The 13,130-nt window shown below is 64.3% G+C and carries 13 protein-coding genes; 10 read left to right on the top strand and 3 right to left on the bottom strand.

Annotated features, from left to right (window positions below):
• Nucleotides 1-19: 19 nt before the first annotated feature.
• Nucleotides 20-2,158: a methionine--tRNA ligase gene (gene metG / locus V1261_RS08760; RefSeq protein ID WP_329771354.1), complete on the bottom strand. Its 2,139-nt coding sequence runs from the start codon at nt 2,156-2,158 to the stop codon at nt 20-22.
• Nucleotides 2,159-2,333: 175 nt separating this feature from the next.
• On the opposite strand from metG, the gene apbC reads away from it, so the two are divergent.
• The 7 genes from apbC to hisD all read left to right on the top strand — a co-directional run bounded on the left by apbC (nt 2,334) and on the right by hisD (nt 8,920).
• A complete protein-coding gene (gene apbC / locus V1261_RS08755; protein WP_329771430.1) occupies nt 2,334-3,431 on the top strand; it encodes an iron-sulfur cluster carrier protein ApbC in 1,098 nt (365 codons plus the stop codon).
• An 80-nt stretch (nt 3,432-3,511) separates the two neighbouring features.
• Nucleotides 3,512-4,438: an ABC transporter ATP-binding protein gene (locus V1261_RS08750; RefSeq protein ID WP_329771353.1), complete on the top strand. Its 927-nt coding sequence runs from the start codon at nt 3,512-3,514 to the stop codon at nt 4,436-4,438.
• Between the two features lie 71 nt (nt 4,439-4,509).
• Nucleotides 4,510-5,250 carry an ABC transporter permease gene (locus V1261_RS08745; protein ID WP_329771429.1) on the top strand — a complete coding sequence of 247 codons (741 nt, stop codon included), beginning with the start codon at nt 4,510-4,512 and terminating at the stop codon, nt 5,248-5,250.
• A 16-nt stretch (nt 5,251-5,266) separates the two neighbouring features.
• Nucleotides 5,267-5,512, top strand: a complete 246-nt coding sequence (locus V1261_RS08740; protein WP_329771428.1) for a BolA family protein — start codon at nt 5,267-5,269, stop codon at nt 5,510-5,512.
• Nucleotides 5,513-5,555: 43 nt separating this feature from the next.
• Entirely contained in the window at nt 5,556-6,839 is a 1,284-nt protein-coding gene (murA, locus tag V1261_RS08735; protein WP_329771351.1) for a UDP-N-acetylglucosamine 1-carboxyvinyltransferase, read from the top strand.
• Complete coding sequence (gene hisG, locus V1261_RS08730) at nt 6,836-7,498, top strand: ATP phosphoribosyltransferase (protein WP_329771350.1); 663 nt, start codon at nt 6,836-6,838, stop codon at nt 7,496-7,498. Before murA ends, hisG begins: the two co-directional genes overlap by 4 nt.
• A gap of 99 nt (nt 7,499-7,597) precedes the next feature.
• Nucleotides 7,598-8,920 (top strand): histidinol dehydrogenase, encoded by a 1,323-nt coding sequence (gene hisD / locus V1261_RS08725; protein ID WP_329771349.1) that lies wholly within the window; start codon nt 7,598-7,600, stop codon nt 8,918-8,920.
• A gap of 92 nt (nt 8,921-9,012) precedes the next feature.
• Here hisD and V1261_RS08720 read toward each other — a convergent pair whose 3' ends face one another.
• Together V1261_RS08720 and hisC are read right to left on the bottom strand one after the other, a co-directional pair.
• Nucleotides 9,013-9,588: a superoxide dismutase family protein gene (locus V1261_RS08720; RefSeq protein WP_329771348.1), complete on the bottom strand. Its 576-nt coding sequence runs from the start codon at nt 9,586-9,588 to the stop codon at nt 9,013-9,015.
• Nucleotides 9,589-9,703: 115 nt separating this feature from the next.
• Entirely contained in the window at nt 9,704-10,777 is a 1,074-nt protein-coding gene (hisC, locus tag V1261_RS08715) for a histidinol-phosphate transaminase (protein ID WP_329771347.1), read from the bottom strand.
• Between the two features lie 279 nt (nt 10,778-11,056).
• Here hisC and hisB point away from each other — a divergent pair, with 279 nt between their 5' ends.
• From hisB to hisA, 3 genes are all read left to right on the top strand, one after another.
• The gene (gene hisB / locus V1261_RS08710; RefSeq protein ID WP_329771346.1) at nt 11,057-11,668 is read left to right on the top strand and encodes an imidazoleglycerol-phosphate dehydratase HisB; all 612 of its coding nucleotides are present in this window, start codon (nt 11,057-11,059) and stop codon (nt 11,666-11,668) included.
• On the top strand, nt 11,668-12,315 hold the full coding sequence (hisH, locus tag V1261_RS08705) for an imidazole glycerol phosphate synthase subunit HisH (protein WP_329771345.1): 648 nt from the start codon (nt 11,668-11,670) through the stop codon (nt 12,313-12,315). Before hisB ends, hisH begins: the two co-directional genes overlap by 1 nt.
• Nucleotides 12,316-12,380: 65 nt before the next feature.
• A complete protein-coding gene (gene hisA, locus V1261_RS08700; RefSeq protein ID WP_329771344.1) occupies nt 12,381-13,130 on the top strand; it encodes a 1-(5-phosphoribosyl)-5-[(5-phosphoribosylamino)methylideneamino]imidazole-4-carboxamide isomerase in 750 nt (249 codons plus the stop codon).

Below are 13,130 nucleotides of genomic sequence, written 5' to 3'. Positions count from 1 at the left end.
TCGTCCGGCGTGCGGGCCGTCAGTGGATGCGCATGCCCGGCTGTGCGCCCGGGAAGGGCTCCAGCACGTAGATGCCGGGCTGGGCGGCCTCGTCAGCATGGCTGGCGGCCAGCACCATGCCTTCGCTGATGCCAAACTTCATCTTGCGCGGAGCCAGGTTGGCGACCAGCACGGTGAGCTTGCCGGCAAGTTGTTCGGGTTGGTACATGCTGGCGATGCCGCTGAACACATTGCGTGTCTTCGGCTGGCCGTGCTCGTCCTTTTCGCCGGCATCGAGCGTGAGTTGCAGCAGCTTGGTCGAGCCTTCAACCGCCTTGCACTCCAGGATTTTGGCGATGCGCAGATCCACCTTGGCAAAGTCCTCGATGCCGATCACTGGGGCCAGTGGCTCGCCACCGGGCGCGTTGGGATCGACCACGGGAGCGGCTGCCTTCTTGCCGGCTTTCTTTTCGGGTGCCTTGGCTGCTGCTGCATCCGCCGGCGGTTCGAACAGGGCGTCGAGCTGCTTGGCATCGACGCGCTGCATCAGGTGCCTGAATTCGTCCATCTGGTGGCCTTCGCCGAGCGCGCGGGCGGCATCGGCAAAGTTTTCTGGCGGCAGGATCAGCAGGTGCGCGACCTGGGCCGCCAGCTGTGGCAGGATCGGCTTGAGGTAGATGGTGAGCACGCGGAAGGCCTCGATGCACAGCGTGCAGACCTGGTGCAGGCGCAGCTCCTGGCCTTCCTGCTTGGCCAGTTCCCAGGGCTTGTGCTGGTCGACATAGACGTTGACCTTGTCGGCCAGCGCCATGATCTCGCGCACGGCGCGGGCAAAGTCGCGGCCTTCGTAGAGGCTGGCGATGTGGCTGCCGGCCTGTTGCAGCTCGGCCAGCAGGGCGCTGCCCTGGTCGTCCAGCGTGCCCAGCTTGCCGCCAAAGCGCTTGGTCAGGAAGCCGGCCGAGCGCGAGGCGATGTTGACGAACTTGCCGATCAGGTCGGCGTTGACGCGTGCCATGAAGTCGTCGGCGTTGAAATCGATGTCCTCGTTGCGACCGTTGAGCTTGGCGGCGAGGTAGTAGCGCAGCCACTCGGGGTTCATCTTGAGGCTGAGGTACTTGAGCGGATCCAGGCCGGTGCCGCGGCTTTTGCTCATCTTTTCGCCGTTGTTCACGGTCAGGAAGCCGTGCACGAAGATGGCATCGGGCGTCTTGCGGCCGCTGAAGTGCAGCATGGCCGGCCAGAACAGGGTGTGGAAGGTGATGATGTCCTTGCCAATGAAGTGGTACTGCTCCAGATCGGGATCGTTGACATAGCCTTCGTAATCGACACCCTGCAGGCTCAGCAGGTTCTTCAGGCTGGCCAGGTAGCCGACCGGCGCGTCCAGCCAGACGTAGAAGTACTTGCCCGGCGCATCGGGAATCTCGATGCCGAAATAGGGCGCATCGCGCGAGATGTCCCAGTCGCCCAGCTGGGCCTTGCCGGATTCGTCCGGCTGGAACCATTCGCGGATCTTGTTGAGCACCTCGGGCTGTACGTGCGGGACGCCGCGTGCATTGGTGCTGGCAGTCCACTGCTGCAGGAATTCGATGGCGCGTGGATCGGACAGGGTGAAGAAGAAGTGCTCGCTCTGGCGCAGCTCCGGCGTGGCACCGGACAGGGCGGAATAGGGCTGGATCAATTCGGTCGGGCTGTAGACGGCGCTGCAGACCTCGCAGTTGTCGCCGTACTGGTCCTTGGCGTGGCACTTGGGGCATTCGCCCTTGATGAAGCGGTCCGGCAGGAACATGCCCTTGTCGGGATCGTAGAACTGCTCGATGGTGCGCGATTCGATCAGGCCAGATGCCTTGAGTGCGCGGTAGATCGATTGCGCCAACTCGGTGTTTTCCGGGCTGTCGGTGCTGTACCAGTGGTCGTGGCTGATGTGGAAGCCGTCCAGGTACTGCTTGCGGCCGGCGGCGATGTCGGCGACGAATTGCTGCGGCGTCTTGCCGGCCTTTTCGGCGGCGATCATGATCGGGGCGCCGTGGGCATCGTCGGCACCGACGAATTTCACCTCGTGGCCCTGCATGCGCTGGAAACGCACCCAGATGTCGGCCTGGATGTATTCCATGATGTGGCCGATGTGGAAGGTGCCATTGGCGTAGGGCAGGGCGGTAGTGACAAACAGTTTGCGCGTCATGGGGCAGAAATTCGGGAAGAAACAGGGTGCGGCTGCAGTGTGGACTGCAGCAGAAAGCATCATTCTACTGGCCGTGGCTGTCACGGTGCAGACACAAGACCGTGCCCGACAACGGACACTCGCCATTCGCTACACTGGCTGGCATTCTGACACCCACATGCAAGAGGTATTTCCGATGACGATTCCTGCTTCCCTGCTGCAGGCCCTGGCCGGCGTGACCGATGAAATGGGTCAGCCGCTGGCTACCGAGAAGACAATCAAGAACCTGGTCTGGACCGGCGGCTCGCTGAGCTTCACGCTGGAAATGGGCTATCCGGCAGCCAGCCAGCACGATCGCATCCGCACCGAACTGCAACAGGCGGCAGCCACGCTGCCCGATGTGCGCACGGTCCAGGTCGAGATCGGCACACGCGTGATTTCCCACGTGGTGCAGTCCGGCCTGCAGCTGATCAAGCACGTGCGCAACGTGGTGGCGGTGGCTTCCGGCAAGGGCGGCGTCGGCAAGAGCACGACGGCGTCCAACCTGGCGCTGGCGCTGGCCGCCGAAGGCGCGCGCGTCGGCCTGCTCGATGCCGACATCTACGGCCCGAGCGTGCCGACCATGATGGGCGTGAGTGGCCGTCCGCAATCGGTGGACAACAAGAGCATGGAGCCGCTGGAATCGCATGGCGTGCGCCTGATGTCGATCGGCTTCCTGGTCGGTGAAGACCAGGCCATGGTCTGGCGCGGCCCGATGGCCTCGCAGGCGCTGGACCAGCTGCTGCACCAGACCAACTGGGGCAGCCCGGACGACGAACTCGACTATCTGGTGGTAGACATGCCGCCCGGTACCGGTGATATCCAGCTCTCGCTGAGCCAGCGCGTGCCGGTCACCGGCACCGTGATGGTGACGACGCCGCAGGACATTGCCTTGATCGACGTGAAGAAGGGCATCGACATGTTCCAGAAGGTCGGCGTGCCGATCCTGGGCGTGGTGGAAAACATGGCCATGCACGTGTGCAGCCAGTGCGGCCACACCGAGCACATCTTCGGCCACGAAGGCGGCAAGCGTCTGGCCGAGCAGCAGGGCATGCGCTATCTGGGCGCGCTGCCGCTGGCCATGCATATCCGAGAACAGGCCGACAGCGGCCAGCCGACCGTGGTGTCGGCACCGGACAGCGAGGCGGCCGGCATCTACCGCAGCATTGCGCGCCAGGTCGGCTGCCTGATCGCCGCGCGTGGCAAGGACTACAGCCACAAGTTCCCCACCATCAAGGTGTCGCACAGCAGCTGATCTTGCCTGACTGCGCCCGGGGCGGACCAAGTGCCCCGGTCGTGGCAGGAAATGTAAGGGAAAGCTAGAATAGCGGGTTCATGTCTGCCATATCCATCCAATCCCTTACCAAGACCTATCCGCGACGCGGCAACGCGCCGGCGGTGCATGCGCTCGACAACGTCAGCTTCGATATCCAGCACGGCGAATTCTTCGGCCTGCTGGGTCCGAACGGCGCGGGCAAGACCACACTGATTTCCATCCTGGCCGGGCTGGCCCATGCCAGCAAGGGCACCATCCGGGTGCACGGCCATGATGTGCGCGCCAACTATATCGAGGCGCGACGCCACCTTGGCATCGTGCCGCAGGAACTGGTGTTCGACCCCTTTTTCACGGTGCGCGAGGCGCTGCGTTTCCAGTCCGGCTATTTCGGCATGCGCAACAACGATGCCTGGATCGACGAACTGCTGCACAGCCTGGGGCTGGCCGACAAGGCACAGTCGAACATGCGCCAGCTCTCGGGCGGCATGAAGCGCCGCGTGCTGGTGGCGCAGGCGCTGGTGCACAAGCCGCCGGTCATCGTGCTGGATGAGCCCACCGCCGGTGTCGACGTCGAGCTGCGCCAGACGCTGTGGAAGTTTGTCTCCGAGCTGAACCGCCAGGGCCATACCGTGCTGCTGACCACGCACTACCTGGAAGAAGCCGAGGCACTGTGCCATCGCATTGCCATGCTGAAGCAGGGCAAGCTGCTGGCGCTGGAAAAGACCAGCACGCTGCTGGCAGGCGCCAGTGCCAGCGTGCTGCACTTCAAGACTGACTCGCCGCTGCCGCCAGCCGTGGCCGCCAAGGCCCGCGTCACTGGCCGCATGGTCGAGCTGCCGGCGCAGTCGCCGGACGAGATCGAGCACTACCTGGGTGCCATGCGCACCGCCGGCGTGCGCGTGGAAGACATCGAGATCCGCAAGGCGGATCTGGAAGACGTATTCATTACCCTGATGCAGGGCAAGGGCGGGGAGGTGCGCGCATGAGTGGCGATCAGATCCGCAAGGGCGGTTTTGCCGGCCTGGAGGCCGTGCAGGCCCCGAACGACGGCTGGAAGATGTTGTTGTACAAGGAAGTGCTGCGCTTCTGGCGCGTCGGCTTCCAGACGATTGCAGCCCCGGTGCTGACCGCGGTGCTCTACCTGATGATCTTCGGCCATGTGCTGAGTGATCGCGTGCAGGTCTATCCGGGCGTGAGCTACGTGGCCTTTCTGGTGCCCGGCCTGGTGATGATGAGCATGCTGCAGAACGCCTTTGCCAACAGTGCTTCCAGCCTGGTGCAGAGCAAGATCATGGGAAACCTGGTGTTCGTGCTGATGACGCCGATGCATGCCTGGCACTGGTTCATCGCCTACGTGGGCGCGGCACTGTTCCGCGGCCTGCTGGTGGGGCTGGGTGTCTATCTGGTGACTCTGATCTATGCGCCGCCGCAAGCCGCTTCCATCGTCTGGATCCTGGTCTTTGCCGTGATGGGCAGTGGCCTGATGGGAACGCTGGGCCTGCTGGCCGGCCTGTGGGCCGACAAGTTCGACCAGATGGCGGTGTTCCAGAACTTCATCGTGATGCCGATGACCTTTCTGGCCGGCGTGTTCTACTCGATCCATTCGCTGCCAGCCTTCTGGCAATTCCTGAGCCACCTGAATCCGTTCTTCTACATGATTGACGGCTTCCGCTACGGCTTTTTTGGCGTGAGCGACGTCTCCCCCTGGCTGAGCCTGGGCATCGCCGGCAGCGTGCTGCTGCTGGTGTCTGCCTTGTGCATGTATCTGCTCAGGACGGGTTACAAGCTGCGTACCTGATATCCTAGACACCATGATGACTGCTGACGAACTGCGTTCCCTTCTTGCCGCCGGCCTGCCGTGTGACCACCTCGAAGTCGAGGGCGATGGTCGCCACTGGTTTGCCGTGATCGTGTCCCCGGTGTTCGAGGGCAAGCGCCTGATCGCGCGCCACCAGCTGGTGTATGCTGCCCTGGGCGAGCGTATCCAGACCGACGAGGTGCATGCGCTCTCCATGAAGACCATGACGCCGGCCGAGTGGGCGCAGCTGTCTGAGGCCTGATTTCCTTCCGGCCGATTCCTTTTTCTCCTCACAGAATTTCCACATGGACAAACTCCTGATCCGTGGCGGCAAGTCCCTCAACGGGACGATTGCCATCTCCGGCGCCAAGAACGCCGCACTGCCCGAAATGTGTGCCACGCTGCTGACCAGCGAACCGGTGCGCCTGCACAATGTGCCGCGCCTGCGCGACGTCGCCACCATGCGCCGCCTGCTGGAAAACATGGGTGTCCAGATCCAGACCCACGGCGAGCGTGGCGGCATGAGCTTCCAGGCCGCCGACCCGGTCAACTCCGAAGCGCCGTACGAGCTGGTCAAGACCATGCGCGCTTCGGTGCTGGCGCTGGGTCCGCTGCTGGCGCGTACCGGCCATGCGCGTGTCTCGCTGCCGGGCGGCTGCGCGATTGGCGCACGCCCGGTGGAGCAGCACATCAAGGGCCTGCAGGCCATGGGTGCCGAGATCCGTGTCGAACACGGCTATATCGAGGCCAGCCTGCCGGCCGGCCAGAAGCGCCTCAAGGGTGCCAGCATCACCACCGACATGATTACGGTGACCGGTACCGAGAACTTCCTGATGGCGGCCACGCTGGCCGAAGGCACCACGGTGCTGGAAAACGCCGCGCAGGAACCGGAAATTCCCGATCTGGCCGAGATGCTGATCAAGATGGGCGCGAAAATCAGCGGCCATGGCACCAGCCGCATCGTGATCGAGGGCGTGGACAAGCTGCACGGCTGCGAGCATGCCGTGGTAGCCGACCGTATCGAGTGCGGCACCTTCCTGTGCGCCGTGGCTGCCACTGGTGGCGATGTGCTGCTGGAACATGGCCGTGCCGAGCATCTGGACGTGGTGGTCGACAAGTTGCGTGAAGCCGGCGTCGAGATCACGAGCGAAGGCAATGGCATCCGTGTGCGCGCCGCCGGCCCGGCCTGGCAGCACCTGAAGGCACAGAGTTTCCGTACCACCGAATATCCGGGCTTCCCGACCGACATGCAGGCGCAGTTCATGGCCCTGAACGCCGTGAGCCAGGGCAGCAGCCTGGTCACCGAAACGATTTTCGAGAACCGCTTCATGCACGTGAGCGAGCTGTCGCGCCTGGGTGCCAACATCACCATCGATGGCAAGAATGCCATGGTGGAAGGCGTGGAGCGCCTGTCCGGTGCGACCGTGATGGCGACCGACCTGCGTGCCTCTGCCGGCCTGGTGATTGCCGGCCTGGTGGCCGAAGGCGAAACCACCGTGGACCGCATCTACCACCTGGACCGTGGCTACGACCAGATGGAAGTCAAGCTGCGCGCGCTCGGTGCCGACATCGAACGGGTGGCCGGATGATCACGCTGGCGCTGTCCAAGGGGCGTATTTTCGACGAGACCCTGCCGCTGCTGGCGGCGGCCGGCATCGAGGTGCTGGAAAGCCCGGAAAGCTCGCGCAAGCTGATCCTGCCGACCAACCAGCCGGATATGCAGGTGGTGCTGGTACGCGCCACCGACGTGCCGACCTATGTGCAGTACGGCGGTGCCGACCTGGGCGTGGTGGGCAAGGACACCCTGATCGAGCATTGCGCCGAATGGGGCCAGACGAGCCTGTTCCAGCCGCTGGACCTGCAGATTGCGCGCTGCCGCATGAGTGTGGCGGTGCCGGAGGGCTTTGACTACGCCGGCAAGGTGAAACAGGGCGCGCGCCTGCGTGTGGCGACCAAGTACGTCAACATCGCGCGCGAGTTCTTCGCCGAGAAGGGCGTGCACGTGGACATCATCAAGCTCTACGGCAGCATGGAACTGGCCCCGCTGATCGGCATGGCCGATGCCATCGTGGACCTGGTGTCCACGGGCGGCACGCTCAAGGCCAACAAGCTGGTCGAGGTCGAGCACATCATGCCGATCAGCTCGCGCCTGGTGGTGAACCAGGCTTCGCTCAAGCTGCAGCAGGAGCCGATCCGCCGCCTGATCGATACCTTTGCCGCGGCCATTGCCGAACCGGCTGCGGCCTGATGCCGGTGGCGCGGCCTGATCCGTGCCATCGCTTTTTCCTATCCTGCCCATGCCAGCGGCCCGCGTGACCACGCGGGCCATTTCGCTTACAGTAATCGCATGACTACCCTGAAAGCCACCCCCCTGCGTCTGTCCACTTCCCAGCCTGATTTCGAGAGCGCCTTCCAGGCACGCCTGCACTGGAGCGCCGATACCGATGCCGCCATCGAGCAGCGCGTGGCCGATATCCTGGCCGACGTGCAGCAGCGGGGCGATGCCGCCGTGATCGAGTACACCGCACGCTTTGACCAGCTGCCGGTGGACAGCATGGCGGCGCTGGAGCTGAACCAGGCCGAACTCAAGGCCGCCTTCGACAGCCTGCCCGAAGACCAGCGCAGCGCGCTGCAGGATGCCGCCGCGCGCGTGCGCAGCTACCACGAGGCGCAGAAGCGCGCGAATGGCGAAAGCTGGACCTACCGCGATGCCGATGGCACGCTGCTGGGCCAGAAGGTCACGCCGCTGGACCGTGTCGGCATCTATGTGCCGGGCGGCAAGGCGGCCTATCCGTCTTCCGTGCTGATGAACGCGATCCCGGCGCATGTGGCTGGCGTGCAGGACATCATCATGGTGGTTCCGACGCCGGGCGGCGAAAAGAATCCGCTGGTGTTGGCCGCCGCTCATGTGGCCGGTGTCAGCCGCGCTTTCACCATTGGTGGTGCGCAGGCGGTGGCGGCGCTGGCCTATGGCACGGCAACGATTCCCCAGGTGGACAAGATCACCGGACCGGGCAATGCCTATGTGGCTAGCGCCAAGCGCCGCGTGTTTGGCACCGTCGGCATCGACATGATTGCCGGCCCAAGCGAAATCCTGGTGCTGGCCGATGGCAGCACGCCGGCCGACTGGGTGGCGATGGACCTGTTCAGCCAGGCCGAGCATGACGAACTGGCGCAATCGATCCTGCTGTGCCCGGATGCGGCCTACATCGATGCGGTACAGGAGGCGATCGACCGCCTGCTGCCGGAGATGCCGCGCGCGGAGATCATCGCCAAGAGCCTGAATGGCCGTGGTGCGCTGATCCACACCGCCAGCATGGAAGAGGCTTGTGCCATCAGCAACCGCATTGCGCCCGAGCACCTGGAAGTCAGCAGCAACGATCCGCACCGCTGGGAGCCGCTGCTCAAGCACGCTGGCGCGATCTTCCTCGGCGCCTACACCAGCGAGAGCCTGGGTGACTATTGCGCCGGTCCGAACCACGTGCTGCCGACCAGCGGAACCGCGCGTTTCAGCTCGCCGCTGGGCGTCTACGATTTCCAGAAGCGCAGTAGCCTGATCGAGGTGAGCGAGCAGGGCGCGCAGGTACTGGGCCGCATCGCCAGCGTGCTGGCCCATGGCGAAGGGCTGCAGGCCCACGCACGCGCCGCCGAGATGCGCCTGAAGGACTGAGCGCGCCTGACGCAGTAACGACAACGGGAGCCCGCAGGCTCCCGTTTTGCATGCTGGCTGCCGGCCTGGACCGGCAGTCAGCCTTCAGGCCATCACTTGTAGTCGGTGACGATGCCGCAGCTGATGCGCGCACCGGCGTTGCCGGTGGGCTGTGCCGTGTAGTCGTCGTCATCGGCGTGCACGATCACGGCCTTGCCGATCACGCTGTTGGCACCGCTCAGGGCCACGGTTTCGCTGGTGACGTCAACCAGGGCCACGCCCTTGGAGTCGGAACGCAGGGCCGGCAGGTCACCCACGTGGTGGTTGCCGGCGCCGTGCATGCCGTGCGGCTGCTTGGTCGGGTTGAAGTGGCCGCCAGCCGCGTTGCCGGCGTCAGCGCAGGAACCATTCTGGTGCACGTGGAAAGCGTGCCAGGCGTTCGGCTTCAGGCCGCTGATGCTGCCGGTGATCAGGACGGCGCCTTCCTTCTGTTCGAACTTCAGTTTGCCCTTGGCGCTGCTGTCAGCCGTGGTCGGGGCGAGTTCGGCCAGGATGCCGCTCTTCTTTTCGGCGGGCTTGGCGGCCGCCTGGGGTGCTGCCGGCTTCTTGGCGTCGGTAGCGCAGGCACCCAGCAGGGCGATGGAGGCAGTGGCCAGGACGGCGGCCGCGGTGCGGGACATGAGAGTCATGATCAGGTTCCTTGAAGGGGCGATGTTGTTGTCTCGGGCCTGCGTCGGTGTGCAGGCAGCCATCCAGCACTGTAGAGCCCGATCATGACGGTTGTGTGAAGATGTTGCAGGCGTTTCAGGCTTGCAGGATCTCCGTCAGCGCGGCCACCAGCTGCTGGCATTCGGCATCGGTACCGATGGAGATGCGCAGGAAGGCATCGATGCGCGGCTTGGCGAAATGGCGCACGATGATGGAGCGATCGCGCAGGGCCTGCGCCAGGGCCGCACCTGCATGCTGCGGGTGACGCGCAAACACGAAGTTGGCGGCCGACGGCAGTACCTCGAAACCGAGCTGTTGCAGTTCGGTCACGAGCTGCTCGCGCGTGGCGATGACCTGGCGGCATGTCTGCTGGAAATAGTCCTCATCCTCGAGCGAGGCGACGGCACCGGCCAGCGCCAGCCGGTCCAGCGGGTAGGAGTTGAAGCTGTTCTTGACACGCTCCAGCGCCTCGATCAGGCCGGCGTGGCCCATGGCAAAACCGATGCGCATGCCGGCCAGCGAGCGGCTCTTGGAGAAGGTATGCACCACCAGCAGGTTGGGGTATTTGTCCACCAGCGCTACGGCACTGCTGGCGCCGAAATCGACATAGGCCTCATCGACCAGCACCACCGCCTGCGGGTTGCCGGCGACGATCTGCTCGACCTCGTCCAGGCTCAAGGGGCGGCCGGTCGGGGCGTTCGGGTTGGCGAAGATGATGGCGCCGGCGCGACGATCAGCTTGCGGCAGGTAGTCCTGCACGCGGATGCCGAACTGCTCGTCCAGTGGGATCAGTTCGTGGTCGATGCCGTAGAGCTTGCAGTAGGTCGGGTAGAAGCTGTAGGTGATGTCCGGGTACCAGAGTGGATCGTCATGCTTGAGCAGCGCCATGAAGGCATGCGCCAGCACCTCGTCCGAGCCGTTGCCGACAAACACCTGTTCCGGCTGCAGGCCGTGGCGGCGCGCCAGCGTCTGGCGCAGCTGGTCGGCGTTTGGGTCCGGGTACAGGCGCAGGCTGTCGCTGGTGGCGGCGCGCATGGCTTCCAGCGCGCGCGGCGACGGGCCGTAGGGATTTTCGTTGGTGTTGAGCTTGATCAGGCGTTCCAGCTTGGGCTGTTCGCCGGGGACGTAAGGAGTCAGCGCGTGGACGATGGCGCTCCAGTAGCGGTTCATGCGGGGCTTCCGGAAAGAGGCTAAAACACGAATGTTAGCAGTCTGCGCGGGTATCGCTGCCGGAGCGGCCGATTGCCCCGGTAAGATGCGACAATCGGAGTCTTTCCCGGAGGGGTCTGCAACGTTGCGAAGGTGCATCAACGGGACACGATCTGCGTGTCCTGGCGCCATCGGCTGGCAAAGGGTTTCTACAATGCCCGGATACCGGCTGCACGCCTGCAGGCCGTGATGTTGTCGTGTACCGGCGGTCTGGCTGCCGGTCACTTTTCGAGAGTTGTCATGAGTAGCACACAAGCGCTGCCGGCGCGCACCGCAGAGGTCAGCCGCAAGACCGCAGAAACCGATATTACCGTGTCCATCAATCTGGACGGCACCGGCGTGTCACGGCTGGAAAGCGGTATCGGCTTTCTGGATCACATGCTGGAGCAGATTGCCCGCCATGGCCTGATCGACATGGACGTCCGCTGCCAGGGCGACCTGCACATCGACGGCCACCACACGGTGGAAGATATCGGCATCACCTTTGGCCAGGCGGTAGCGCGTGCCGTGGGTGACAAGCGTGGCCTGCGTCGCTACGGCCATGCCTATGTGCCGCTGGACGAGGCGCTGAGCCGCGTCGTGATCGACCTGTCCGGCCGCCCCGGCATGACGTTCGAGGTGCCGTTTACCGCTGCCATGATCGGCCAGCTGGATACGCAGCTGGTGTACGAATTCTTCCAGGGCTTTGTCAACCATGCCGGCGCCACGCTGCATATCGACAACCTGCGCGGCATCAACGCGCACCACCAGTGCGAAACCGTATTCAAGGCCTTTGGCCGCGCGCTGCGCATGGCGCTGGAGCACGATGACCGTGCTGCCGGCATGATTCCTTCTACCAAAGGCAGCCTTTGATGCACAGACCCTCGGTCGCGATTGTCGATTACGGCATGGGCAACCTGCGCTCGGTGCAGCAGGCCGTGCTGCACGGTGCAGAAGCCGGTCTTGACGTGGTCATTGCGCAGCAGCCGGAGCAGATACGCGCGGCCGAGCGTGTGATCCTGCCCGGGCAGGGCGCCATGCGCGACTGCATGCAGCACCTGCGTGACAGCGGCATGATGGAGGCCCTGCGCGAGGCCGCGGCCAGCAAGCCCTTTTTTGGCGTTTGCGTCGGCATGCAGATGCTATTGCAGCACAGCGAGGAAGGCGATACCGCCAGCCTGGGCCTGATTCCGGGCGAGGTACGCCGCTTCCAGCTGGAAGGCAAGACCCAGCCCGACGGCAGTCGTTTCAAGGTGCCGCAAATGGGCTGGAACCAGCTGCACATCACGCGACCGCATCCGCTCTGGGATGGCATTGCCGACCAGACCTGGTTCTATTTCCTGCACAGCTACTATGCCGATCCGGCACAGCCGGAGCACTCTGTGGGTGAGGCTGATTACGGCGGCCGCTTTACCGCGGCCGTGGCGCGCGACAACCTGTTTGCCACCCAGTTCCACCCGGAAAAGAGTGCCGCTGCCGGCCTGGCGCTGTACCGCAACTTTCTCTACTGGAAGCCCTGACATCGACTGATGACGGCTTCTGCTTTTTTCCTTCCTTTCCCGTTCGTGTTTTTCCGAGAACCACCATGCTGCTGATTCCCGCCATCGACCTCAAAGACGGCCAATGCGTTCGCCTGCAACAGGGCGACATGAACCGTGTCACGACCTTCAACACCGATCCGGTAGAACAGGCGCTGCACTGGCTGGAGCAGGGGGCCCGCCGCCTGCACCTGGTGGACCTGAACGGTGCCTTTGCCGGCAAGCCCAAGAACCTGGGCGTGGTGAAGGAAATCCTGCAGGAAATCGACGGCGAGATCCCAGTGCAGCTGGGTGGCGGTATCCGTGACCTGGACACCATCGAGCAGTACATCGATGCCGGCATGCGTTATGTCATCATCGGCACGGCCGCGGTGAAGAACCCCGGCTTCCTGGCCGATGCCTGCAGCGCGTTTGGCGGCCACATCATCGTTGGCCTGGATGCCAAGGACGGCAAGGTCGCGACCGACGGCTGGAGCAAGCTGACCGGCCACGAAGTCACCACGCTGGCGAAGAAATACGAAGACCTGGGTGTGGAAAGCATCATCTACACCGATATCGGCCGTGACGGCATGCTGAGCGGCGTGAATATCGAGGCCACGGTGCGCCTGTCGCAGGCCAGCAGCATCCCGGTGATCGCTTCCGGCGGCCTGTCCAACATGGCTGACATCGAGCAGCTGTGCGCGGTCGAGGACGAAGGCGTGGTCGGCGTGATTGCCGGCCGTGCCATCTACAGCGGCGATCTGGATTTTGCCGCAGCCCAGGATCGCGCTGACGAGCTGGGCCAGCAGCAAGGCTGA

This window comes from Brachymonas sp. J145 (genome assembly GCF_036312245.1).
GTDB lineage: Bacteria > Pseudomonadota > Gammaproteobacteria > Burkholderiales > Burkholderiaceae_C > Brachymonas > Brachymonas wangyanguii.
This window is presented reverse-complemented; position numbering and strand designations above follow the sequence as displayed.

What these genes read in the sequence shown, in the direction of transcription:
- V1261_RS08740 (WP_329771428.1), top strand. Translation starts at nt 5,267, where the DNA reads ATGACTGCTGACGAACTGCGTTCCCTTCTTGCCGCCGGCCTGCCGTGT.
- V1261_RS08750 (WP_329771353.1), top strand. Translation starts at nt 3,512, where the DNA reads ATGTCTGCCATATCCATCCAATCCCTTACCAAGACCTATCCGCGACGC.
- hisC (WP_329771347.1), bottom strand. Translation starts at nt 10,777, where the DNA reads ATGAACCGCTACTGGAGCGCCATCGTCCACGCGCTGACTCCTTACGTC.
- hisG (WP_329771350.1), top strand. Translation starts at nt 6,836, where the DNA reads ATGATCACGCTGGCGCTGTCCAAGGGGCGTATTTTCGACGAGACCCTG.
- V1261_RS08720 (WP_329771348.1), bottom strand. Translation starts at nt 9,588, where the DNA reads ATGACTCTCATGTCCCGCACCGCGGCCGCCGTCCTGGCCACTGCCTCC.
- hisH (WP_329771345.1), top strand. Translation starts at nt 11,668, where the DNA reads ATGCACAGACCCTCGGTCGCGATTGTCGATTACGGCATGGGCAACCTG.
- hisB (WP_329771346.1), top strand. Translation starts at nt 11,057, where the DNA reads ATGAGTAGCACACAAGCGCTGCCGGCGCGCACCGCAGAGGTCAGCCGC.
- V1261_RS08745 (WP_329771429.1), top strand. Translation starts at nt 4,510, where the DNA reads ATGTTGTTGTACAAGGAAGTGCTGCGCTTCTGGCGCGTCGGCTTCCAG.
- apbC (WP_329771430.1), top strand. Translation starts at nt 2,334, where the DNA reads ATGACGATTCCTGCTTCCCTGCTGCAGGCCCTGGCCGGCGTGACCGAT.
- murA (WP_329771351.1), top strand. Translation starts at nt 5,556, where the DNA reads ATGGACAAACTCCTGATCCGTGGCGGCAAGTCCCTCAACGGGACGATT.
- metG (WP_329771354.1), bottom strand. Translation starts at nt 2,158, where the DNA reads ATGACGCGCAAACTGTTTGTCACTACCGCCCTGCCCTACGCCAATGGC.
- hisD (WP_329771349.1), top strand. Translation starts at nt 7,598, where the DNA reads ATGACTACCCTGAAAGCCACCCCCCTGCGTCTGTCCACTTCCCAGCCT.
- hisA (WP_329771344.1), top strand. Translation starts at nt 12,381, where the DNA reads ATGCTGCTGATTCCCGCCATCGACCTCAAAGACGGCCAATGCGTTCGC.